This window comes from Tateyamaria rhodophyticola (genome assembly GCF_047777875.1).
GTDB lineage: Bacteria > Pseudomonadota > Alphaproteobacteria > Rhodobacterales > Rhodobacteraceae > Tateyamaria.
In genome coordinates, this window is record NZ_CP180519.1 from 836,181 (window position 1) to 857,997 (window position 21,817).

Below are 21,817 nucleotides of genomic sequence, written 5' to 3' on the forward strand. Positions count from 1 at the left end.
TTTGCCGTTCATACTCTCCAATGCTATTATCTGGCAGAAATGATGCCCAGGAGGCATGTATGGAACTCCGCCACCTGCGCTACTTCGTGGCCGTCGCCGATCACGGCGGCATCACGCACGCGGCCGAACGGCTCAACATCGCGCAACCTGCCGTCTCGCGGCAGATCCGCGATCTGGAGGCCGAGTTGGGCGTGACCCTCCTGATCCGCGAAGGCCGCCGGGTGGCGCTGTCGGAGGCAGGGCTTGCCTTTGCCGAACGGGCGCGCGCTGTGCTGGCCGCAACAGATGAGGCGGTGGCCGAAGCGCGCCGCATCGAACGGGGTGAAGCGGGCCATATTCGCATCGGCCTTCTGGAAAGCGCCTCCTGGTCCGGCCACCTGCCCGAAGCGCTCAGCCGCTTTGCCCGGACCTACCCGGATGTGCGCATGGACATCGTGCCCATGGGGTCCGTCGAACAGATCAACGCGGTGCTGGCCGGGGACCTCAATGCCGCCTTTGTCTATCGACAGGACAATTTGGTAGAGGACGCGTTGCGCATCCTGCCCCTGCGCACGGACAACGTGATGCTGGCAGCATCCATCGGCCTCGACTTTGAAAAGGACGGACCGCTCGACCTTGAGGATATCGACGGCCTGCCCATCGTCGCCTTTCCGCGCGCAATTGCGCCCGCATATCACGACGCGCTGCACGGCGCGCTCGCAGCCATCGGTTTCGACGCACAGATCGTGCAGGAGGCAGACAACGAAACCACCATGCTCAGCCTTGTGTCCGCCGGTGTCGGTTGCGCCTTTGTCAATTCGGCCAACATGCACCGCCCACCAGAACATGTGCGCTTCTATCCGGTGCAGGGCTTGTCGGTGCCAATCGACTTTCTGTTTGTCACGCGCACATCGCCCGGCGGTCTGACCGAGCGTCTGTGGCAGGTCGTCAAAAGCCTAAATGCCCAAAAGGCATAAATTATATATCAGATCAGAATTTTTAATTATGTAATCGACACCCCAGATTTGTCTCATCAAACGCAGCGATGGAGACATATCATGACACGCACACTGACAGCCGCAGCGCTGGCCACGGCCCTGACCACCGCGACATCCGGCCTGGCCGATACCCGCGCCGGGACACCGGTGACGGCCGAAACATATGTTGCCCAGGCCGAAATGATCCGCATTGCCGATGCGCTGGACGCCGCGGTCGATGCCAAGGACTGGACACTGGCGCGGTCGTTCTTTGTGGACACGATTGACGTGGATTTCACGTCGCTTGTGGGCGGTACGCCCGCCACAATCCCTGCCGATGCGCTGATCGCCGGGTGGTCCGGCAATCTGACTGCGGAAAAGACGTCGTTCCACCTGCGCGGCAATCACCGTGTGACGTTCCACGACGACGGGTCCGCGACGATGCAGTCGCACGGATACGCCTGGAACCGGATGGAGCGGGGCGCCCTGCCCGAAAATGGCGGCGAGGCACTCTGGGAAGTCTGGGGCACCTACACCCACGGCTTTGTCGAAACGGACGCCGGATGGAAGGTCGACGCAATGACCTTTGACGCAACCGCCGAACGCGGCAGCACCTTTGTCCGCAACACGCCCGGCACCTGAACCCCTTCAATTCATTCCTCGAAAGGAGACATACCCATGACCAATCCGATCAACACCACCCGCCGTTCCCTCCTGACCGCAGGGGCCGCCGCCCTGGCCCTGAGCGGGCTGAGCGCGCAGCGCGTCGCCGCACAATCCACGCCCTCAAGTGCCCCGCAAGGCCGCCGGATGCTTGGCGCGCTCGAGGTGTCCGCCATGGGCCTTGGCGTGCAGAACCACAGCCGCACGTTCCACACGACCGTGCCCAACCGCGCCGAAATGCACCGCATCATCCGCCGTGCCGTGGATGAGGGCATCACCTTTATCGACACCGCCGAAGTGTACGGTCCCCACGAATCCGAACGCATTCTCGGCGAGGCATCGGGCGATATCCGGAACCAAATCCAGATCGCGACCAAGTTCGGCTTTAACGTCGATCTGGAAACGGGTGCATGGCAGCCGGGCCTGATCAGTGATCCCGCGCATATCAAGAAGGCGGTCGAAGGATCGCTGCGCCGGTTGCGCACGGACCGCATCGACCTGCTCTATCAGCACCGCGTGGACCCGACCGTCCCGATCGAGGACGTCGCGGGCGCTGTTCGTGACCTGATGGACGAGGGCAAGGTGCTGCATTGGGGCCTGTCGGAGATGGGGCCAGAGACCTTGCGCCGCGCCCATGCCGAATTGCCCGTTGCCGCCGTGCAAAACGAATATTCGATGCTGTGGCGTGGCCCGGAAACCGGCCTCCTGGCGCTGTGTGAGGACCTTGGGATCGGCTTTGTTCCGTTCAGCCCGCTGGGGTACGGTTTTCTGACCGGCGCTGTCGATATGGGAACCAGTTTTGCGCCAGGTGATTTCCGCGCCAACACCAGCCGGATGGACCCCGAAAACCGCGAGGCGAACATGGCGCTGGTGGAACTGGTCAAAGACTGGGCCAGCCGCAAGAACGCGGCACCGGGGCAGATCGCACTGGCGTGGCTGATGGCGCAAGGACCGTCAATCGTGCCGATTCCCGGCACCACGCAGATGCCGCACCTGCTGGAGAACGCGGGCGCTGCCGGGATTGCCTTTACCGCCGCAGAACTGGCCGAACTGACAAGCCAGCTGGACGCGATCACGGTTAAGGGGGCGCGGATGCCGGACATGGTCGCGGCATGGTCCAATGTCGAGGCGCCCGAACGCAGCTAGGCCCAACCGAGACGAAAGAAAGATGCCACCGCCCAACCCCGGGCGGTGGCATATCTGTTGGCGCATATCTGCGCGGTAAGGTCTCTGCACCCGGCGACTGCTCCTGGTGTTGGGGGCCAAGAGCGCCGGGATCACCGGCAGCCGGGTGCAGAGCAGGTGAGGCGCCCCCTCCAGTTGGAACGCCAAGCCCGGTGCAGCCTCAGGCCGCCATGGTCACAGGGGCCACGCCGCCGCCCCGCGCCTCAATCGCCATGCATTCCACAAGGAATGCCGCGTTGCGGTCGCTGACCACGTCATACCCGCCGTGAACCTGGCCCAACTCGGCCGGGTGAACCACGGGGCGCGGACAATGCAGCAGAATTCCGCCTTCGGCGTAGACGACCTCATCCGTGGCAAAGACCAGCGTGATCACTTCCATCTGCGGGAACGGCGCGGTGCGGGTGATGCCCCGGAACCCGTCCAGCGCCTTGGCCTTGAGAACCGCAAACGGATCGCCATTGGCATCACAGGCCGCTTCGCTTTCGATCAGAACACCCTGATCCGGCAGCAGCGTCACATCGACGGTGTTGCCCATGGCCCCGGCGGGCACCAGCACAAGTGCTGTGTCGCCCATCGCGGCATCCGACATCCAAAGCGTCTCGCGGCGCACCTCCAGCAGAGGCTGCAGGCCGCGGTCAAAGGTCAGAACCATGTCACCGGGTGCCAGCGCTTCGACCGCACGCCATCCCATCGCCGTGCCGATCCGTGTGCCGGCCATCAGGCCGCGCGATACAAACAGACCGCCATCCACAGCACCCGAGGTTTCGGGCATACGGCGCGGTGCATCGTCTTTCATCCATCCAAACATCTCATCGTCCCCAGAGTGTCGGCGCCTCGTTCGGGCAGCGGCGCCTGTTGCAGTTGATGAACACAATTGGAGTGATTCCCGCGGCGGAGACGGGACTGGAAATGGGCATGAATGCGGCATTGTTGACGGCACGCCGTGCAATAGCGGATCGGGCCTTCAGACTGTGCACGGAATGGCGACAAAAACGGCCCATGCGCGGCCATCGTCGTTAACCATGTGCGGCAATTGTGGTTTACGCAGTGCCTCAGTCGAAGCGGTAAGCGAATCTCTCGATGTCCTCGGCGCAATCCGCCGCAACCGCCGCCCGCGCCGCATCATCATAGTAGCCCCGGTAATCCGTATCACGGTCCGACATGTTGACCCGCGGCAGGCTGAGCGTGAACCCAAGGTGATCCCAGAGCGGTGCCGCGTCGGTGTCAAACGCCTCAATCCGGATATAGGCATCACAGCGTTCCGTGCCGCTGGCATCCGTCATATAGTGGCGCGCCGGGCTCGCCCGCAGGGACGCGCGGACATGCGGTGCCTGCACAAACTCCACAAAGGCCATCTGCCGGGCCAGCGCCACGGCCGGGTGGTCAAAGCTTTGCCCGCGCAGCCAGTGATAATAGCTCACCATGCGGTCCCACGGATTGCGTACCAGCGTAAAGGCAAAGAGGCCATCAAGCGACGGCACCAGACCGTCGATATCCGCCAGCGTCGCATGTTTCCAAAGCCGCCCGCGCGTCTCCACCCCGGCCAGCCGCCGCCGCCGTTTGAGCGCCTTGGGCGTGTCACCCAGCATGATGTCGTCCTTCATCGCGCGGTCTTCCAGCGCAAGCGCCAGCGCGGTTCCCCCGGTCTTGGGCGCGTGGATAAAGACGTATTGACGGCCCGTGGACAGGATCATGGGCACACCCTACCGACCAAAACGCGCACAGGCCACCACCTCGCGCTTGCGCACCGGGACCTGTTTGCGCAATGTCGCGCGACCGATGGCACAAGGGAGGATGCGATGGGCTGGATGGCTGATGAAACGGGGCTCGACAAATGTGCCGCCAACTATGTACCGCTGACGCCGCTGTCGCATCTGCGGCGGGCCGCACAGGTGTTTGCCGACCGCACCGCAGTGGTCTATGGCGCGCACCGCGTGACCTATGCGCAGTATCATGAACGCTGCACGCGGCTGGCCTCTGCGCTGGCTGGCATGGGCGTGGAACCGGGTGATGTGGTCGCGACGCTGATCCCCAACCTGCCCGCACAGGCAGAGGCGCATTTCGGCGTGCCCGCCTGCGGTGCGGTGCTGAACACGATCAACACCCGGCTCGATGTCGATACCGTCGCCTATATCCTTGAGCATGGCGGCGCCAAGGCCGTGCTGGTCGATCCGCAATTCCTCGGACTCGCCGAAGCGGCAGTGACAGCCATGACCGGCCCCACCCCGCAACTGATCGAGGTGGCCGATGCCGCCGCCGGTTTCGCCGCCTCGGGCCGGTATCCCGAGTATGAGGACATGCTGGCCTCGGCCGATCCCGGCTTTGACTGGATCATGCCGCAGGACGAATGGGAAAGCCTGTCGCTCAACTATACCTCCGGCACCACCGGACGGCCCAAGGGTGTCGTCTATCACCACCGCGGCGCATATCTGATGACCATGGGCACCGTGGTCAGCTGGCGCATGGTGCTGCACCCGGTGTTCATGGCGATTGTCCCGCTCTTTCACTGCAACGGGTGGAACCACACCTGGATGATGCCGCTGGTCGGGGGCACGCTGGTCTGCTGCCGCGATATCACGGCCAGTGCGGTCTATGACGCCATCGCGGACGAAGGGGTCACGCATTTCGGCGGTGCGCCGATCGTGCTCAATATGATCGTGAACGCAGAGGATGCCGAGCGCCGCGCCTTTGATCACGTGATCGAAGTCTTTACCGCAGGCGCTCCGCCCGCGCCCGCCACATTGGCCAAGATCGAAGCGCTCGGCTTCAATGTCACGCAGGTGTACGGGCTGACCGAAACCTATGGCCACGTCACGGAATGCCTGTGGCGCAGCGATTGGGACACCAAAGCCCCAGAGGCCAAGGCCGCCATCAAAGCGCGGCAAGGGGTGGCATTCCCGATGATGGAAGACATCACCGTGATGGATGCCGAGATGATCCAGATTGAGCGCGACGGCACCGCGCAGGGCGAGATCATGATCCGCGGCAATTCCGTGATGAAAGGGTATCTGAAGAACCCGGAGGCGACCGAGGAGAGCTTTGCCGGGGGGTATTTTCATTCCGGCGACATCGCGATCCAACACGACGACGGCTATATCCAAATCGCGGACCGGGCAAAGGACATCATCATTTCCGGAGGCGAGAACATCTCATCGGTGGAGGTCGAGGGGGTGTTGATGGCGCATCCGGACGTGAACCTCGCCGCCGTCGTGGCCAAGCCGGATGACAAATGGGGCGAGGTGCCGTGCGCCTTCGTCGAATTGAAGCCGGGCACCGCACCGACGGAAGCGGACCTGATCGCATTTGCCCGCGAAACACTGGCCGGTTTCAAAGCCCCTAAGGCGGTCGTGTTTCAGGAACTGCCCAAAACGTCAACCGGCAAGATCCAGAAGTTCGAACTGCGCAAAGTGGCAAAAGCGCTGTGAGCGAGGGATTTCGCCGCGGCTCTGCCGCGTCGACAGGCCGGGGGCTGCGCCCCCGGACCCCCATTCCACGTCAGGATCAGCGGACGAAGGCGTCCGCAAACCCGAGCGCGCGGGCCGTGCGCAACCCGTTGTTCAGACCGGTTTGCGACGCAAACGGACCGGCAAGCACGACCGTATAGCGCTTACCGCCCCGTTTCAGCGTGCCCAGCCGCGCAGGCAAACCCGCACGCGCCAGCTTTTGCGCCGTACCTTGCGCGTTGGCCGCGACACCGAAAGTGCCGACCTGGACATACTGACCCTTCACCGCTTTCTGCGGTGACTTGACTGCAGCCTTGCTTGCGGGTTTCGCGGCGACCTGCGGCTTGGCCGCAGGGGTTGCGACCGGTGTCCGCGCCTTGGTCCGGTTGCGCTGGATCTTCTTGACCAATTGGCCGTCCCTGCGGACCAGTGTCACCGTGCCCAGATCGCGCTGCTGCGTCGCCGCGTCGGTATAGGGGTACACCAGAGCCACCTTTGCCGTCACGTCCTGGCCGGTTGTCCGATCCACAAGACGGCGCGGCACCGTGTTGGTCCAGACCAGACGGCTCTGCGCGATACCGTTCAGCGATTGTTCGGCCCGGCGCGGGTTCAACCGGTCATCGGTCCAGATCGGGCGATATCCGTCGGGAACGCGCACATCCTGCTCCTGCAGGCGTTTGTCGAACACCTGGCGCGGCAGGACACGGGCATTGGGTGACACGCGCGTGGCCGCGACCGTGGCCTGCGGGTTGGTTGCGACAACCGCACCCGCTCCGGAACTGTGCGGCGCTGATTGCGGGCCACAGCGCACCGGGTAACGCGTGCCGGAGTTGATGTACCGCTGGCTCACCGCAGTGCCACCCCGGCACGCAGGCTGTGCCCGCGCAACGGGTGCAACAGGGGCCTGCGCGACTTTTGGTGCTGGCGCGGGTGCCGGTTTGGGCGCAGCCACGGGGGCAGGTTTTGGCTTGGGCGCGGCGACAACCACTCGTGGGGCAGGCTTCGGCGCCGCAACGCGCGCAGGTGCAGGCTTGGGCACCGGGGCAGTGCGCGCTTGAACGGTGGGCTTCGGTGTGGCGCGCGTCGGGGCGGCGGCAGGGGCCGGCGCCGGAGCCGCAGGCGGTTCGACCGTGATCTGAACCGGTGCCTCAACAGGCTGCGCCGGACGGGCCGCCGCAAGTGCGGTTTGTGACAGGGACGGCGTCTGCCCGCAGACCTGGGCACGCTGACGGTTCACACGCGGCACCCAGGTGGTGTTCCCGTCAATACCGGCGCGGATGAACACACATCCGCGGCTGTCGACATATTGTGTGCCCTTGAACGAACTTGGCGGAAACTCCGCAGGCACCTGACCGGTTTGCGCATGGACCGATCCTGCCGAAAAACCGGCCACTGTGGCCAGCAGCGCAACAATTCTTGTAACTCTCATCATATCCCCCACAAGATATGGAAAGAACGATGCCTCAACCCCCGGCGTGAGTAAAGCGCAGATGCCCGCTATTTCGTGCCAAACATGCGATCACCGGCATCTCCGAGGCCCGGAACGATGTACCCCACCTCGTTCAACCGCTCATCCACCGCCGCCGTGACGATCGGCACGTCCGGATGCGCGTCCTTCATCCGGGCGATTCCCTCCGGCGCCGCCAACAGGCACAGGAACCGGATATTGGTGGCCCCCGCCTGCTTCAAAAGATCAATCGCCGCCGCAGACGAATTGCCGGTGGCCAGCATCGGATCCACCGCAATCACCACACGGTCCTCCAACCCTTCCGGCACCTTGAAATAATATTGCACCGGTTGCAGCGTCTCTTCATCGCGGTACAGCCCCACAAACCCGACACGCGCCGACGGGATCAACTCGAGCACCCCATCCAGCAAACCGTTCCCGGCCCTCAGGATCGAAATCAACGCCAGCTTCTTGCCCGCCAGCGTCGGCGCATCCATCTCCGCCATCGGTGTCGAAATCCGCTTGGTCGTCATCGGCAGGCCGCGCGTCACCTCATAGGCCAACAGCTGGCTGATCTCGCGCAGCAGCTGCCGAAACACCGCCGTGGGGGTCTGCACATCCCGCATGATCGTCAACTTGTGCTGCACCAGCGGGTGATCCACCACCGTCACATGCTCTGCCATCGCAAATCGCTCCTTTTCGTCCGCTCACCACGTATCTGCGTCTTCTGGCCGGAAAATACCATGGGGTTTGGGGCAAAGCCCCAAGGGCCCTTGCGGCCCGAGCAAAACAAAATCATGTGCGCGCGTCAGCGCGCTCCGGTTGGCACAACGCCCAGATGCCGCGCGACCAGGTCCGCCACGTCGACAAACCCCATATGGCCCAGCGGCGCACCCTCATATCCACGCGTCAGAACCGGGACGCGTTCGCGCGTGTGGTCCGTCCCGACCCAGGTCGGGTCGTTGCCGTGATCTGCCGTCACCACCACAAGATCGCCATCGCGCCACCCCAACGTCCCAAGGCACGCGTCAAACCACTCCAGGTGCCGCGCATAACCCGCAACATCCCGGCGATGCCCATAAAGACTGTCGAATTCCACGAAATTGGCAAAGACAAACGCGCCGTCTTCCGCCGTTTCCACCAGATCGGACAGATGGCGCATCAGCGTCGCATCGCTGCCCTTGCTCACCTCGTCAAACCCGGCACCCGAAAAAATATCGCCGACCTTGCCCACACCATAGACCGGCCGCCCGGCGGCCTGCACCCATTCGCTCAGCACGGGCGCGGGTGGCGCAATCGCAAAATCCTTACGGTTCTGCGTCCGCTCGAACGCCCCGTCCGTGCCCACAAAAGGCCGCGCAATCACCCGGCCCACGCGCATCTCATGCAACACCGGCGCCACCGCCGCACACAGGTCCAGCAAACGGTCCAGCCCAAATGCCTCTTCATGCGCTGCAATCTGAAACACGCTGTCCGCTGATGTATAGCAGATGGGCCAACCCGTCCCGATATGCGCCGCCCCATGCTCCGCGATGATCGCCGTGCCCGAGGCATGGCAATTGCCCAGGATGCCGTCCACCCCCGCCGCCGCACAGACCGCCGCCACAACCTCATCCGGAAAGGCCGGCTGCGTGTCCGGGAAGTAATGCCAGTCCCACGGCACCGGCACACCGGCCAGCTCCCAATGCCCGGACGGCGTGTCCTTGCCCCGCGATATCTCTGTCGCCACACCATACGGTCCCGGCGCAGGCGCACCGCCCCCCGCCAGCGACAGCGCATCCCACAGACCCATCGCGCCCAGCACCGGCAGGTGCAGCGGCCCCTTGCGCCCGTCATCCGCACGTCCCGCCGCACAGGCATCCGCAATATGTCCCAACGTGTTGGCCCCGGTATCCGGCACATCCCCGTTGAAAAAACTATGCGCATCGGGCGCTCCGCCGATCCCGACGGAATCCATCACCACCAGAAATGCCCGCGGCATCAGCCGATCCGCTCGGAAATCAGGCCCGGAACGTCGGGCGCATCCGGTCCGATGCGCATCGCCGCGCGCAACTGCGCCTCTGCCCGGTCCGCATCGACAGGCCGCGCCGCGTGGATCACGGCCAGCGTCTGCCCCCGCTCCAGCCGCGCACCCAGCCGCGCCACCTGTGACAGGCCCACCGCCGGATTGATCTTGTCCGTCTCAACCGCGCGCCCGCCACCAAGGCCGACCACAGCCAGGCCCATGGCCTCGCCATCCATCTCGGTCAGGTATCCCGACCGCTCCGCGACAACCTCGCGGATCACCGTCGCCTCCGGCAGGAACCGCGCCCAGTTGTCGACAAACTGCAACGGTCCGCCCATCGCTGCGACCATCGCCCCAAACCGCTCCGCCGCATGGCCTTCGGAAATCGCAGCGACAATCACGTCCGCGCCCACCTGCACATCGTCCACAAGGCCCGCATTGGCCAGCAGGATACCGCCAAGCACAGCCGAAATTTCCACAAGCGGCCCCCGCGTCTGGCCGGTCAAAACCCGCATCGCCTCGGCCACTTCGACAGCATTGCCAAGCGCGGGCGCCACCGGCTGGCTCATATCGGTGATGAGCGCGGTGGTCTTGCACCCCGCGGCATTCGCGGTCTTGACCAACGCGTCCGCCAGACCCTGCGCCGCCTCCGCGTCCTTCATGAACGCGCCCGACCCGACCTTGACATCCAGCACCAGCGCATCGAGCCCAGCCGCCAGCTTCTTGGACAGGATCGACGCGGTAATCAGATCAAGGCTCTCCACCGTCGCCGTCACATCCCGCACCGCATAAAGCCGGCGGTCCGCCGGCGCGACCTCCGCCGATGCGCCCACGATGGCGCAGCCTGCGCGCGCAATCACATCGCGAAACCGCGCCTCATCCAGTTGCGTGCTCAGCCCCGGGATCGCCTCCAGCTTGTCAAGCGTCCCGCCCGTATGCCCCAGGCCGCGGCCCGAAATCATCGGCACAACCGCACCACAGGCCGCGAGCGCAGGCGCAAGCACAAGGCTCACGCAATCGCCAACACCGCCCGTGGAATGCTTGTCCAGAACCGGGCCCTGCCCGTCCCACTGCAACACCTGCCCGCTGTCGCGCATCGCGATGGTCATGGCCACACGGCCCACATCGCCCATGCCGTTGAGGCACACCGCCATCGCAAAGGCGCCCGCCTGCGCATCCGTCACGGTCCCGTCCGCGAGACCCGTGGCAAACCATGCCAGCTCCTCGCGGGTCGGCGTCTGCCGCTGGCGCAGCTTGGCAATGATGCCCCGCGCCGAACTCATGACGCGCCGTCCATGTGGGCCGCGCCAAACGCTCCGGGCAACAGCGCATCCATCGTCATGCTCTGCTCGACGCCATCCACGGTCGCCATCACAACCTCAACCTCGGGGCCCGCAAATTCAGCCAGCTTCTGACGGCACCCGCCACAGGGCGTCACCGGCATCGGGCTGCCCGCAACCACATAAACGGCGGCAATGTCGCGCTCCCCTGCCGCCACCATGGCCGCAATGGCCCCGGCCTCGGCACAGGTGCCCTGCGGATAGGCCACGTTTTCGACATTGCACCCCACGAACACCGTACCGGATGTGGTCCGCACAGCCGCCCCAACCTTGAACTCGGAATACGGCGCATGCGCCTGCTCGCGCACCGCCAATGCCGCGTCCCGCAACCCTTCGCCCATATCTCAGGCCCCCTCTTCACCCGCGACCACACGGGTCGCAAAGACACCCGGCAACGCCACTTCTAACAATTCCAGGTCTGCGGACGGTTCCGCATACCGCACCGCATACCCCGGAGGAATAACAAAGGCATCCCCCGCCTCAAGGGCAAAGGACGCCCGCCCTTCCCCCTCAAGCAGCATCTGCCCCTCCAGCACAAAGGTAAAGTGGATGTCGGCATCATGCTGCGTCCACGCCGGTGCACCGCTCCCGCGCCGCACCACCTGCACGCCCGCGACACCCCCCGTACCGTCCGCAATTCCCGTTTCGCGCATCTCGAACCCGGGCATCCGGGACGCCGTCCAAACCGCGTCTTCCGCCACATGATGCACGAAGCGTTGCCCCTGAAACCGGCGCGCGGGGTCAGCCGGCCCATTGGGCAATTCCATCTCGTGATCAATCGTCGTGATATGCTCCGCCGGGACCCCGATCTCGATCACCTCGATATTGTCGCTGGCAAAAAGCACCCGGTGCCGGATTTCAGGCGGCTGGATCACGCAGGACCCTGCCGTCAGCCGGAACGGCGCGCCCTGATCCTCGTAGACCAGATCCACCCAACCGCGATAACAGTAAATCAGCTGAAACCCGACCGTATGATAATGCACCATGTCAGGCACCGGGCCGCCATCGGGAATGCGGATATGGCTGGCAATGATCGACCCACCCAGCCGGTCCGGAATCAGATCGCGATAGTGCATACCCGCGCGGCCAATCACCCACGGAGCCTGATCCTTCAGACGCCGCACCACGAAACTGTGCACCGTCTCAGGCAGATGCAGTGGCGGGTCCATCTCCACCACGGTCACGTGCGTACCGCCCGGCGACACCAGGTCACGCGCCCCATCCGCAAAGGCCTCTGGATCCGCCACCCGCAACCGCAACGCCCCTGCACCCGCCGCATCCGCGTCCAGCCGCACCGTCAATCCATGCCCCGAAAACACCGCCACACGCGGATCGTCCGCTGGATAGATCATGTCCATCCGCAGCCCCAGCACGTTCGTGAAGAAACCGATATCTTCACGCAATGCCCGTGTCGGCAAAACCACCTCTGCCCGCGTCTCGACCATGCACTGCCCCCTTCATCTCGCCAAATAAACTCCGGGGACGGCGCGGATGCAATCCGCGGCGGGGGCAGAGCCCCCAAACAAATGGCGTGCGCGGCACGCGCGCCTTCGGATCCCGTGCGCATTGACGCGCCCGGTCCGATGCGGCCAAACGTCATTTGTGAACGTCCCGAAAATAGTTTAACGCTAAACCAATTCCGAAACAGACGTGACAAGGCGCCCAATACATGTCCGACCAACCCAGCCTCCGCGACGCCGCACTTGCCTATCACGAACACCCAAAGCCCGGAAAACTCGAGATCCGAGCAACCAAGCCGATGGCCACGGGCCGCGATCTGGCGCGCGCCTATTCTCCCGGCGTGGCCGAGGCCTGCATCGAGATCCGGGAAAACCCCGCCGACGCCGCCCGCTATACCGCACGGGGCAATCTGGTCGCGGTGGTATCAAATGGCACCGCCGTACTCGGGCTCGGCAATATCGGCGCGCTCGCCTCCAAACCGGTGATGGAGGGCAAGGCCGTGCTCTTCAAGAAATTCGCCTCCATCGACTGTTTCGACATCGAAGTCGATGAGACCGACCCCGAAAAGCTGGCCGATATCGTCTGCGCGTTGGAGCCGACCTTCGGCGCCATCAACCTCGAAGACATCAAGGCACCCGACTGCTTTACCGTCGAACGCATCTGCCGCGAGCGGATGAACATCCCCGTCTTTCACGACGACCAGCACGGCACCGCCATCGTGGTGGGCGCTGCGGCCACCAATGCGCTGCATGTGGCGGGCAAGGCGTTCGAGGACATCAAGATCGTCAGCACCGGCGGCGGGGCCGCGGGCATCGCCTGCCTCAACATGCTTCTCAAGATGGGGGTGAAGCGCGAAAACGTCTGGCTCTGCGACATTCACGGGCTGGTCTATGAGGGCCGCGAGGTCGATATGAACCCGGCCAAGGCCGCCTATGCCCAACCCTCCGATCACCGCACGCTCGACGATGTGATTGACGGCGCGGACCTGTTTCTGGGCCTCTCCGGGCCGGGCGTGCTCACCCCCGAGCTGGTGCAGAAAATGGCCAAGCGCCCCATTATCTTTGCGCTCGCCAACCCGACACCGGAAATCCTGCCCGATGACGCCCGCGCCGTGGCGCCCGATGCCATCATCGCCACGGGCCGCAGCGATTTTCCCAATCAGGTCAACAACGTCCTGTGCTTTCCCTTCATCTTCCGCGGCGCGCTCGACGTGGGTGCCACGACCATCAATGACGAGATGCAGCTGGCCTGCATCGACGGCATCGCAGCCCTTGCCCGCGCCACAACCAGCGCCGAAGCCGCTGCCGCCTACCAGGGGGAACAGCTCACCTTTGGCGCGGATTACCTGATCCCCAAACCGTTCGATCCGCGCCTTGTCAGCATCGTCAGCTCTGCCGTGGCGCAGGCCGCCATGGACACCGGCGTCGCCACCCGCCCGATTGCCGACATGGACGCCTACAAGCGCAAGCTCGACAGCTCCGTGTTCAAATCCGCCCTCCTCATGCGGCCCGTGTTCGAGGCCGCCAAGGCCGAAGCCCGCCGCATCGTCTTTGCCGAAGGCGAGGATGACCGCGTCCTGCGCGCGGCACAGGCCATGATCGAGGAAACCACTGAACGCCCCATCCTGATCGGCCGCCCCGAAGTGATCGAGGCGCGCATCGCGCGCGACGGGCTGACGCTCAAACTGGGCGACAATGTCGACCTCGTGAATCCCGAAAATGACCCGCGCTACCGCGACTACTGGGGCACCTATCACGAATTGATGTGCCGCCGCGGTGTGACCCCCGATCTGGCGCGCGCGATCATGCGCACCAACACCACCGCCATTGGTGCTGTGATGGTGCACCGGGGCGAGGCCGACAGCCTCATCTGTGGCACCTTCGGCGAATACCGCTGGCACCTGAACTATGTCACGCAGGTGCTGGGCCGGGACGGCCTGCACCCCGTCGGCGCGCTGAGCCTGATGATCCTCGAGGACGGGCCGCTCTTTATTGCGGACACACACGTGCACACCACGCCCTCGCCACAGGAACTGGCCGAAATTGTCCAGGGTGCCGCCCGCCACGTGCGCCGCTTTGGGCGCGAGCCGAACATTGCGCTGTGCTCGCAATCGCAATTCGGCACACAGGACTATGGATCCGGCGAACGCCTGCGCGCCGCGATGCAGCTGCTCGACACGGACGGGGCTGACTTCTGCTACGAAGGCGAAATGAACGTGGATACCGCACTTGACCCGGATCTGCGGGCGCGGCTGATGCCGGGCAACCGCATGGAGGGGCCTGCGAACGTGCTGGTCTTTGCCCATGCGGATGCCGCATCGGGCGTGCGCAACATCCTCAAGATGAAGGGCGGCGGGCTGGAGGTCGGCCCGATCCTGATGGGGCTGGGCAACCGCGCGCATATCGTGACGCCTTCGATCACGGCGCGGGGCCTGCTGAACATGTCCGCCGTCGCGGGCACGCCAGTGACGCATTACGGCTGATCTGTCGCACCTTTTGCCTGAAATCCGGGCACTGCGGCCCCTGTCGCAGGCGCCGTGCTGTCCTATCTTTTACAGCAACAGCCATTCTGCCCGGAGGACCCGACATGATCCGATTGATCAGCATCGCCGCCATTCTTGGCCTCACGGCCTGTACCACCACCATCAACGAAGAACCGGGCAGCATCACGCTCCGGGGCGACACCTACCGGACGGTCACGCGCACCTTCCAGACCGATGATGGCCGCACCTACCAGCGCATGACCGTCTATGTCGGCGCGGAACGGGTCAGCTGCATTCCTGGCGATGTGCGCGATTGCGAAGTGGCGCTGTCAGACATCTTCACCCGGTCTCGCGGTCAGTAACGCCCGAGGCGGGTTCACAGGCCCCCGGGAGGCACTCAGGGGCCCAATGTCGCAGTTCGCACGCTAACACGCACGCGCCCTCTTGCCCCCGGCACCCTCGCCCGCGTAACCCTGTCCCCCAAGACGACCCCGGGAGGACGACAATGGGTTACCGCGCCGAATACGACCAATGGAAAGCTGACCCGGAGGGATGGTGGATGAACGCCGCCAAGGCCATCGACTGGGTCACCCCGCCGACCCGCGCGCTGAGCCAACGGGGCGAACATCTTTATGACTGGTTTGCAGATGCCGAGGTGAACACCTGCTGGAACGCGGTTGACCGCCATGTCGAGGCCGGGCGCGGTGACCAGCTTGCCATCATCCATGACAGCCCGATCACCGGCTCGATCCAGCGCCTGACCTATGCCGAGTTGCAGACCCGCGTCGCGGCACTGGCCGGTGCGCTCGCCGCGCAAGGGGTGGGTATGGGCGACCGTGTCATCATCTACATGCCGATGGTGCCCGAAGCGCTCGAGGCGATGCTGGCCTGCGCCCGGATCGGTGCCGTCCATTCGGTCGTGTTCGGCGGCTTTGCCGCCAACGAGCTGGCCGTGCGCATCGACGATTGCACGCCCAAGGCGATCATCGCCGCCTCCTGCGGGCTCGAACCGGGCCGCGTGGTCAAATACAAACCCCTGCTCGACGAGGCGATTAACCTCGCCAGCGCCAAACCGGATGTCTGCATCATCCTGCAGCGCGAACAGCACCCCGCCGAGCTGATCGAAGGGCGCGACATCGACTGGCACGCCAGCCAGATTGGCGTGGACCCTGCGCCGTGCGTCCCGGTCAAGGGCAACCACCCAGCCTATATCCTCTATACCTCCGGCACGACCGGCGCGCCCAAGGGCGTGGTGCGCGCCACCGCCGGGCACCTCGTGGCGCTCAACTGGACGATGAAGAACATCTATCAGGTCGATCCGGGCGAGGTGTTCTGGGCCGCGTCCGACGTGGGCTGGGTCGTGGGCCACAGCTATATTTGCTATGCTCCGCTGATCCACGGCAACACCACCGTGGTGTTCGAAGGAAAACCCGTCGGCACCCCGGACGCAGGCACCTTCTGGCGCGTGATTGCCGACCATAACGTCAAATCCTTCTTTACCGCCCCCACCGCCATCCGCGCGGTCAAGCGTGAGGACCCCAAGGGGCTGGAGCGCCAGAAATATGACCTGAGCGGCCTGCGCGCGCTTTATCTGGCCGGCGAACGCGCCGATCCCGACACGATCGAATGGGCGCAGGATATGCTGGGCGTGCCCGTCTATGACCACTGGTGGCAGACGGAAACGGGATACACCATCGCCGGCAACCCCGCAGGTCTTGAGGCGCTGCCGGTGAAAATCGGCTCTCCCACGGTGGCGATGCCGGGGTTCGACGTGCAAATTCTGGATGATGCGGGCCACCCCATGGCCCCCGGCGAATTGGGCGCGATTGCCATCAAGCTGCCCCTGCCCCCCGGCACGCTGCCCACGCTCTGGAATGCCGAGGACCGCTTTGTCAAAAGCTACCTCAACACCTTCCCCGGCTATTACGAGACGGGCGACGCAGGCATGATGGATGAGGACGGATACCTCTATATCATGGCGCGCACCGACGACGTGATCAACGTGGCAGGCCACCGCCTGTCCACGGGCGCGATGGAAGAGGTTCTGGCCGGGCATCCGGATGTGGCCGAATGCGCCGTGGTGGGGGTCAGCGACACGCTCAAGGGTCAGGCGCCCGTGGGCCTGTTGTGCCTGACCACGGGCGTGAACCGCCCCCATGATGAAATCGTCAGCGAATGCGTCAAACGGGTGCGGGATCAGATCGGTCCGGTCGCCGCCTTCAAACAGGCGCTTGTGGTGGACCGCCTGCCCAAGACACGCTCGGGCAAGATCTTGCGCGGCACCGTGGTCAAGATCGCGGACAATCAGGACTTCAAAATGCCTGCGACCATTGACGACCCCGCCATCCTCGATGAAATCCGGGCGGCGCTACAGACCATTGGCTACGCCAAGGGCTGAAGCGCGATCCTCGATGAACAAGACAACCGCGCCTACACCTAATCGCAGGCGCGGCTCTCACCCCGCTTGGTCAGGTGCCACACCTGTTCGACGGGATAATCCCTGGCCCACGCCGCAGGCACCGCGCCGCGCACCCCTTCGGCCCAGTCCGGCGCATAGATCTCATCATATTTGCGCACGTCAAAGCCGAGGTCCGAAAACAGCGCCATCCAGTCCGCAATCGTCAGGTTGAAGCACACCCCGCTCGGCTCGATCTCGACTTGCGTCCAATCGGCGCCCCACATCCCCCGGTAGGGGCGGTGCAGCGTCCGGTCCGCCGGTGCGCCGTCCAGTGGGGAACAGATCAGCGACAGCGGGTGATTGCCGAGAAACACGAGGTGGCCACCGGGGCGTAGCAGCCGCCACACCTCGCGCAACCACCGCTCCGGGCGGCACCAGATCGACGCGCCATATTCCGATATCGCGAAATCGAATGCGGCGTCGGGCAGGCCCGTCGCCTCTGCGTTGCCCTCGATGAATGTGATATCCGCGCCATGCTCAGCGGCCAATGTGCGGGCCGTGGTCAGCTGTGCCGGGGACACGTCAATGGCCGTCACCTGCGCACCCCGGCGCGCCATCCAGCCGGACACGTACCCCGTGCCACAGCCAAGCTCGACCGCCGCCATCCCTGCCATGTCGTCAGGCAAAAGCGCCAAACCGGCATCCGGGTGGTTCCAGTTGCCCCATTCCGGCGTGTCCAGCGCCCAGAGCCGCGCACCGACATTCGCCCAATACGGTGCGTCCGCCTCCCACACATCCCGGTTGACCGCTACGTAATCGCCCGTCATCCCCTGTCCTCCAACCTGTCTGCGCCGCAGACTAGCACAGATGGCGCGCGTCCGGGCGTCAGCGCCCGAAGGGCCACAGCGCACCATGCCAACGCCCCCGCCGCGCCACATCGCGCGGAAAGTCGATCACAACCGGCGGGCGCGCGATGCGGAACCCGGAGTCGACCGAACTTGCGTTGACATATGTCGTGCCCCGCACGTCACGCCGCCCCGCACCTGCATGCACATGGCCAAAGCAGTGCAGCGCCGGACGCACCGCCATCACCCGCCTGGCAAGATGCGGACACCCCAAGGCAAGCCCCCGGCTCGAGACATCGAGAATGCCCGCAGGGGGCGTGTGCGTGATCAGCACATCCACCTGCGCCGGGATCGCCGCCCACGCGGCGCGCAGGGCGTCATCATCGGCAAAAAACGCATGGTCGCGCAATTGCGGTACCCACGGCGCGCCATGGAATGTGACACCGTCGATGACCGCCGCGCTGTCATGCAGAAAGGTGGCATTGCGAAACGGGTCCGTGCCCGCGCCGACATGCGCCTCGAGCGTGAGGTCGTGATTGCCGCCGATGCAGAGGATGTGGGCAAAGTCCTGTTGCCCGAACCACGCATCCATCCTGGACAGCGCTTGCGGGTCGCGCCGGAACAGGTGTTCGACATCGCCGCAATGTATCAACACATCACCGCTGAGCGGGCCAAGCGCTGCGTGGTCCCCATGTGTGTCGCTGATCACGACAATCTTCACTGGTTCCCCCTCCTGCCCGGCGGTGCTAGTCTCAGCCGTCGCAAATCGCCTGCAACCGCAGCCAGTCGCGGTCGGCCATGATCGGCACCGCCTCGGCGCCTGCCATCGGGTTCGCCTCGATCAACGCCAGCGTCTCTTCGCCGGAAATGTCGCGCGCGCGGGCATAGGCGGTGGAATGGATGGAGGACGCGGCAAAGGCTCCGATCAACGCCTCCGGCGCGGGCGGGGGTGCCGGATTGGCCAGCTGCTCCTCGGCAAAGGCATCCAAGGCTGCGGGTGGCAGCGACCCGGTGGTCAGCAGCGTGGCCGTGGCCCGCGTGCCCGCGTGTTCCAAAAGCGTGCGCAACGGAGCGGCCTGACCGGCGCGCTCCTGTTCGGCCAGCACATAGCCTGCGGCAACCTCCGGAGCCTCGAAATCCTCGACCAACGCGCGGTTCAACGCGACCGTGCCGCCGGGCAGGGCCAGCGCTTCGCGCACACCGCCGGGCAGGATCACGACACGGGCCGCGCCTGTGCGCCCGGCCAGGGCGGCCAGCGCCGGGCGGGCCTCGACACTCATGCAGGGCGGGCCGGACACACGTTCGATCCGCGCCAGAAGCGCATTGCCAATCTCGACCTCCTTGACCGGCGGCACCACCCGCAACGCATGATCCACCAGCGCGCCGGGCAGCCACAGAAAGGCAAGAGCCGCGACCGCGCTGACCGACACCGCGGCACCCAGCCAACGCAGCCGTCCGGGCCGGGGCCGTGCCTTGGCCACGGCCTGCCGCAATGTCTCGATCGCGTCGATCATTTCCGCGTCACCGGCCCCCAGCTCCAGCGTCTCGCCCGGATCGCCATCGGGGTGGAACACCGCGCCCTGCGCCTTGTCCGGCCCCCGTTCCACCGCGGCCAGCGACCAGTGCGTCAGCGCCGTGTCATTCAGGTCCGAAATCACCAGCGTCGCATCCCCGATGGACACCACGACCTCGCGGCGCTGCCCGTCCGGCGTCTCGCGCCACAGGCCCGTCGCTTCGAGCCGCTCATATTTCTGGAGTGCCGTCATGCGCTGCGGATGGGCCTCTGCTCGGTTGGGCGGTTGGCCCTTGTTTTGCGGCGCAAATTACCACGCAAGCCGCCCGCCGCCAAGAGAGCAGCGATCCCCGGCCCGGCACCCGCCTGATTTTGTGATTTGGCGCATGCACAACTCCCGCATAAGGTGACCCGGAAACAGCAAACACGAGGGATCTGCCGATGCGACACTTCTTCTACTCACTCCTTGCGGGACTGGCGGTGTCGACACCGGCCATGGCGGCCGAAGGCACGCGGATCCAGGTCACGGGCGAGATCATCGACACCTGGTGCTACTACTCCGGCGTCATGGGCAGCCCCGATTCCGTGGTCGGATCGGCGCACCACACCTGCGCGCTGTGGTGCAGTGCCGGTGGCATCCCCGTGGGCCTCCTGGCCGAGGACGGCACCGTCTACATGGTGTTGAAGGTAGGAGACGACGCACAGTCTGCGGGCGGGGATACGCTCTTGCGGCTTGCGGCGCACACGGTCGAGGCGGACGGCATGCTCTATGAGCGCGACGGGTTGCGCTACATCGTGGTGTCGGACGTGGTCTCGGACCTCGACATCACCAACCAGAACCACGAGGATTACGGCAACGTGCCCGGGTTCTCGATCCCCGATCCGAACAAGTGAGGCCCGCCATGTTGAAGCATATGACAGCCATGTTTGCCCTGTTGGCCGCACCGCTTGCGGCGCAGGATTTTTCCGAGGGCTCCGAGGCCCGCAGCTGGAACCTCTACGCAGAGGTGCCCGCGAAATTCGAAGCCAAGGTGGTCGATCTGGTCTGTGAATTCACAGGCGATTGCCCGACCGATTGCGGCGCAGGCAAACGGCAGCTGGGCCTGTTGCGCACCGCCGACGACGTGCTTGTCCTGCCGATGAAGAACAGCCAGCCCGCCTTCACAGGAGCCGCCGTCGAATTGCAGCCCTTCTGCAATCAGGTGATCACCGTGGACGGGCTGATGATCGATGACCCGGACCTCGGGGCGCAGAACGTCTATCTGGTGCAGACCATCGTGCCTCAAGGTGAGACGGACAAGATCAAGGCCAACAAATGGACCAAAGCCTGGGCCGCGGAACACCCCGAGGCCAAGGGCAAGGGCCCGTGGTTCCGCCGCGATCCCGCGATCAAGGAGATCATCGCGACCGAAGGCTATCTCGGCCTCGGGCTCGAGATCGACGAAGCCTTCATCGCGGAGAATTTCTGAGCGATGCGGGCCTTGATTGCTGCCTTCTGTCTTGCCGCACTTCCCGCGGCAGGACAAAGCCCCTTTCCCGTGGATATCGGCGGGCCATATGCGCTGACCGATCAATATGGTCAGACGCGGACACAGGCCGATCCGGCGGGCAAGGCGCAGCTTTTGTTCTTTGGCTACGCCAATTGCCTGAACATCTGTTCCGCGGCCCTGCCCCTGATGGGGCAAATGGTCGAGGCGCTGGCCGAGGACGGCATGGATGTGACGCCCGTGATGATCACCGTGGCCCCCGATCAGGATCAAGTGGACACGATGGGCGCGCCCCTGTCTGTCCACCACGCGGATTTCATCGGCCTGACCGGGCCGCAAGACGATCTGCAAATGGCCTATGACGCGTTCAAGGTCGAGGTGGAGCCGCTGTTTCAGGACCCGGAATATGGCTGGATTTACTCCCATGGCAGCTTCATCCATCTGCTGGATGGAGACGGTGAGCTGCTGACGCTGTTGCCGCCCATTCTGGATGTGGATCAGGCCGTGGGGATTGCCGCGGGCTATCTGGAGCCTTCGCAGGACGGTTGAGGTTGGGAGGGGGCATCGCCATTGTCTCTCGGACCAATGGCGT

Annotated in this window: 21 protein-coding genes; 10 read left to right on the forward strand and 11 right to left on the reverse strand. The window is 64.9% G+C overall.

Translation table 11 applies throughout. The features are described from left to right. Window positions 1-59: 59 nt before the first annotated feature. The 3 genes from ACERHN_RS05605 to ACERHN_RS05615 all read left to right on the forward strand — a co-directional run bounded on the left by ACERHN_RS05605 (window position 60) and on the right by ACERHN_RS05615 (window position 2,765). On the forward strand, window positions 60-956 hold the full coding sequence (locus ACERHN_RS05605; protein ID WP_415921665.1) for a LysR family transcriptional regulator: 897 nt from the start codon (window positions 60-62) through the stop codon (window positions 954-956). Window positions 957-1,037: 81 nt separating this feature from the next. Next, window positions 1,038-1,598: a nuclear transport factor 2 family protein gene (locus ACERHN_RS05610; protein ID WP_415921666.1), complete on the forward strand. Its 561-nt coding sequence runs from the start codon at window positions 1,038-1,040 to the stop codon at window positions 1,596-1,598. 36 nt (window positions 1,599-1,634) lie between these two features. After that, a complete protein-coding gene (locus tag ACERHN_RS05615; protein ID WP_415921667.1) occupies window positions 1,635-2,765 on the forward strand; it encodes an aldo/keto reductase in 1,131 nt (376 codons plus the stop codon). A 199-nt stretch (window positions 2,766-2,964) separates the two neighbouring features. Here the strand turns inward: ACERHN_RS05615 and ACERHN_RS05620 are convergent, their stop codons facing one another. Further along, on the reverse strand, window positions 2,965-3,600 hold the full coding sequence (locus ACERHN_RS05620; RefSeq protein ID WP_415921668.1) for a Hint domain-containing protein: 636 nt from the start codon (window positions 3,598-3,600) through the stop codon (window positions 2,965-2,967). A 256-nt stretch (window positions 3,601-3,856) separates the two neighbouring features. Then, window positions 3,857-4,498, reverse strand: a complete 642-nt coding sequence (locus ACERHN_RS05625; RefSeq protein WP_415921669.1) for a Type II secretory pathway, pullulanase PulA — start codon at window positions 4,496-4,498, stop codon at window positions 3,857-3,859. Window positions 4,499-4,603: 105 nt separating this feature from the next. Between ACERHN_RS05625 and ACERHN_RS05630 the strand changes: the two genes are divergently transcribed. Then, window positions 4,604-6,229: an AMP-binding protein gene (locus ACERHN_RS05630; protein WP_415921670.1), complete on the forward strand. Its 1,626-nt coding sequence runs from the start codon at window positions 4,604-4,606 to the stop codon at window positions 6,227-6,229. A gap of 76 nt (window positions 6,230-6,305) precedes the next feature. Here the strand turns inward: ACERHN_RS05630 and ACERHN_RS05635 are convergent, their stop codons facing one another. The 6 genes from ACERHN_RS05635 to ACERHN_RS05660 all read right to left on the reverse strand — a co-directional run bounded on the left by ACERHN_RS05635 (window position 6,306) and on the right by ACERHN_RS05660 (window position 12,484). Beyond that, window positions 6,306-7,679: an SPOR domain-containing protein gene (locus tag ACERHN_RS05635; protein ID WP_415921671.1), complete on the reverse strand. Its 1,374-nt coding sequence runs from the start codon at window positions 7,677-7,679 to the stop codon at window positions 6,306-6,308. Between the two features lie 65 nt (window positions 7,680-7,744). After that, complete coding sequence (upp, locus tag ACERHN_RS05640; protein WP_415921672.1) at window positions 7,745-8,377, reverse strand: uracil phosphoribosyltransferase; 633 nt, start codon at window positions 8,375-8,377, stop codon at window positions 7,745-7,747. A gap of 125 nt (window positions 8,378-8,502) precedes the next feature. Further along, window positions 8,503-9,675, reverse strand: coding sequence for a phosphopentomutase (locus tag ACERHN_RS05645; RefSeq protein ID WP_415921673.1), 1,173 nt, complete (start codon window positions 9,673-9,675; stop codon window positions 8,503-8,505). Further along, the gene (locus ACERHN_RS05650) at window positions 9,675-10,982 is read right to left on the reverse strand and encodes a thymidine phosphorylase (protein ID WP_415921674.1); all 1,308 of its coding nucleotides are present in this window, start codon (window positions 10,980-10,982) and stop codon (window positions 9,675-9,677) included. The genes ACERHN_RS05645 and ACERHN_RS05650 overlap by 1 nt, the downstream gene beginning before the upstream one ends. After that, a complete protein-coding gene (locus tag ACERHN_RS05655) occupies window positions 10,979-11,380 on the reverse strand; it encodes a cytidine deaminase (RefSeq protein WP_415921675.1) in 402 nt (133 codons plus the stop codon). The genes ACERHN_RS05650 and ACERHN_RS05655 overlap by 4 nt, the downstream gene beginning before the upstream one ends. Before the next feature lie 3 nt (window positions 11,381-11,383). Beyond that, entirely contained in the window at window positions 11,384-12,484 is a 1,101-nt protein-coding gene (locus tag ACERHN_RS05660) for a cupin domain-containing protein (protein WP_415921676.1), read from the reverse strand. Window positions 12,485-12,708: 224 nt separating this feature from the next. Between ACERHN_RS05660 and ACERHN_RS05665 the strand changes: the two genes are divergently transcribed. The 3 genes from ACERHN_RS05665 (at window position 12,709) to ACERHN_RS05675 (ending at window position 17,380) form a co-directional block, all read left to right on the forward strand. Then, entirely contained in the window at window positions 12,709-14,982 is a 2,274-nt protein-coding gene (locus tag ACERHN_RS05665; protein WP_415921677.1) for an NADP-dependent malic enzyme, read from the forward strand. A gap of 104 nt (window positions 14,983-15,086) precedes the next feature. Beyond that, window positions 15,087-15,344, forward strand: coding sequence for a hypothetical protein (locus tag ACERHN_RS05670; protein WP_415921678.1), 258 nt, complete (start codon window positions 15,087-15,089; stop codon window positions 15,342-15,344). A gap of 143 nt (window positions 15,345-15,487) precedes the next feature. Beyond that, on the forward strand, window positions 15,488-17,380 hold the full coding sequence (locus ACERHN_RS05675; protein ID WP_415921679.1) for an AMP-binding protein: 1,893 nt from the start codon (window positions 15,488-15,490) through the stop codon (window positions 17,378-17,380). Window positions 17,381-17,418: 38 nt separating this feature from the next. Here ACERHN_RS05675 and ACERHN_RS05680 read toward each other — a convergent pair whose 3' ends face one another. From ACERHN_RS05680 to ACERHN_RS05690, 3 genes are read right to left on the reverse strand one after another with little or no spacing between them, the layout of a single operon-like run. Next, the gene (locus tag ACERHN_RS05680; protein WP_415921680.1) at window positions 17,419-18,207 is read right to left on the reverse strand and encodes a class I SAM-dependent methyltransferase; all 789 of its coding nucleotides are present in this window, start codon (window positions 18,205-18,207) and stop codon (window positions 17,419-17,421) included. A 58-nt stretch (window positions 18,208-18,265) separates the two neighbouring features. Continuing rightward, window positions 18,266-18,946, reverse strand: coding sequence for a metallophosphatase domain-containing protein (locus ACERHN_RS05685; protein ID WP_415921681.1), 681 nt, complete (start codon window positions 18,944-18,946; stop codon window positions 18,266-18,268). A gap of 31 nt (window positions 18,947-18,977) precedes the next feature. Then, on the reverse strand, window positions 18,978-19,991 hold the full coding sequence (locus ACERHN_RS05690) for a hypothetical protein (protein ID WP_415921682.1): 1,014 nt from the start codon (window positions 19,989-19,991) through the stop codon (window positions 18,978-18,980). A 188-nt stretch (window positions 19,992-20,179) separates the two neighbouring features. On the opposite strand from ACERHN_RS05690, the gene ACERHN_RS05695 reads away from it, so the two are divergent. Genes ACERHN_RS05695 through ACERHN_RS05705 form a run of 3 tightly spaced genes read left to right on the forward strand, consistent with a single transcriptional unit; the run spans window position 20,180 to window position 21,774 of the window. After that, window positions 20,180-20,632 (forward strand): hypothetical protein, encoded by a 453-nt coding sequence (locus ACERHN_RS05695; protein WP_415921683.1) that lies wholly within the window; start codon window positions 20,180-20,182, stop codon window positions 20,630-20,632. Window positions 20,633-20,640: 8 nt separating this feature from the next. After that, the gene (locus tag ACERHN_RS05700) at window positions 20,641-21,207 is read left to right on the forward strand and encodes a hypothetical protein (RefSeq protein ID WP_415921684.1); all 567 of its coding nucleotides are present in this window, start codon (window positions 20,641-20,643) and stop codon (window positions 21,205-21,207) included. A gap of 3 nt (window positions 21,208-21,210) precedes the next feature. Beyond that, complete coding sequence (locus ACERHN_RS05705) at window positions 21,211-21,774, forward strand: SCO family protein (RefSeq protein WP_415921685.1); 564 nt, start codon at window positions 21,211-21,213, stop codon at window positions 21,772-21,774. Window positions 21,775-21,817 lie beyond the last annotated feature (43 nt).

Coding starts and splice junctions, on each gene's coding strand:
- ACERHN_RS05665 (WP_415921677.1), top strand. CDS start 12,709: ATGTCCGACCAACCCAGCCTCCGCGACGCCGCACTTGCCTATCACGAA.
- ACERHN_RS05630 (WP_415921670.1), top strand. CDS start 4,604: ATGGGCTGGATGGCTGATGAAACGGGGCTCGACAAATGTGCCGCCAAC.
- ACERHN_RS05635 (WP_415921671.1), bottom strand. CDS start 7,679: ATGATGAGAGTTACAAGAATTGTTGCGCTGCTGGCCACAGTGGCCGGT.
- ACERHN_RS05625 (WP_415921669.1), bottom strand. CDS start 4,498: ATGATCCTGTCCACGGGCCGTCAATACGTCTTTATCCACGCGCCCAAG.
- ACERHN_RS05655 (WP_415921675.1), bottom strand. CDS start 11,380: ATGGGCGAAGGGTTGCGGGACGCGGCATTGGCGGTGCGCGAGCAGGCG.
- upp (WP_415921672.1), bottom strand. CDS start 8,377: ATGGCAGAGCATGTGACGGTGGTGGATCACCCGCTGGTGCAGCACAAG.
- ACERHN_RS05675 (WP_415921679.1), top strand. CDS start 15,488: ATGGGTTACCGCGCCGAATACGACCAATGGAAAGCTGACCCGGAGGGA.
- ACERHN_RS05615 (WP_415921667.1), top strand. CDS start 1,635: ATGACCAATCCGATCAACACCACCCGCCGTTCCCTCCTGACCGCAGGG.
- ACERHN_RS05695 (WP_415921683.1), top strand. CDS start 20,180: ATGCGACACTTCTTCTACTCACTCCTTGCGGGACTGGCGGTGTCGACA.
- ACERHN_RS05610 (WP_415921666.1), top strand. CDS start 1,038: ATGACACGCACACTGACAGCCGCAGCGCTGGCCACGGCCCTGACCACC.
- ACERHN_RS05605 (WP_415921665.1), top strand. CDS start 60: ATGGAACTCCGCCACCTGCGCTACTTCGTGGCCGTCGCCGATCACGGC.
- ACERHN_RS05660 (WP_415921676.1), bottom strand. CDS start 12,484: ATGGTCGAGACGCGGGCAGAGGTGGTTTTGCCGACACGGGCATTGCGT.
- ACERHN_RS05690 (WP_415921682.1), bottom strand. CDS start 19,991: ATGACGGCACTCCAGAAATATGAGCGGCTCGAAGCGACGGGCCTGTGG.
- ACERHN_RS05670 (WP_415921678.1), top strand. CDS start 15,087: ATGATCCGATTGATCAGCATCGCCGCCATTCTTGGCCTCACGGCCTGT.
- ACERHN_RS05680 (WP_415921680.1), bottom strand. CDS start 18,207: ATGACGGGCGATTACGTAGCGGTCAACCGGGATGTGTGGGAGGCGGAC.
- ACERHN_RS05650 (WP_415921674.1), bottom strand. CDS start 10,982: ATGAGTTCGGCGCGGGGCATCATTGCCAAGCTGCGCCAGCGGCAGACG.
- ACERHN_RS05700 (WP_415921684.1), top strand. CDS start 20,641: ATGTTGAAGCATATGACAGCCATGTTTGCCCTGTTGGCCGCACCGCTT.
- ACERHN_RS05620 (WP_415921668.1), bottom strand. CDS start 3,600: ATGAAAGACGATGCACCGCGCCGTATGCCCGAAACCTCGGGTGCTGTG.
- ACERHN_RS05645 (WP_415921673.1), bottom strand. CDS start 9,675: ATGCCGCGGGCATTTCTGGTGGTGATGGATTCCGTCGGGATCGGCGGA.
- ACERHN_RS05705 (WP_415921685.1), top strand. CDS start 21,211: ATGCGGGCCTTGATTGCTGCCTTCTGTCTTGCCGCACTTCCCGCGGCA.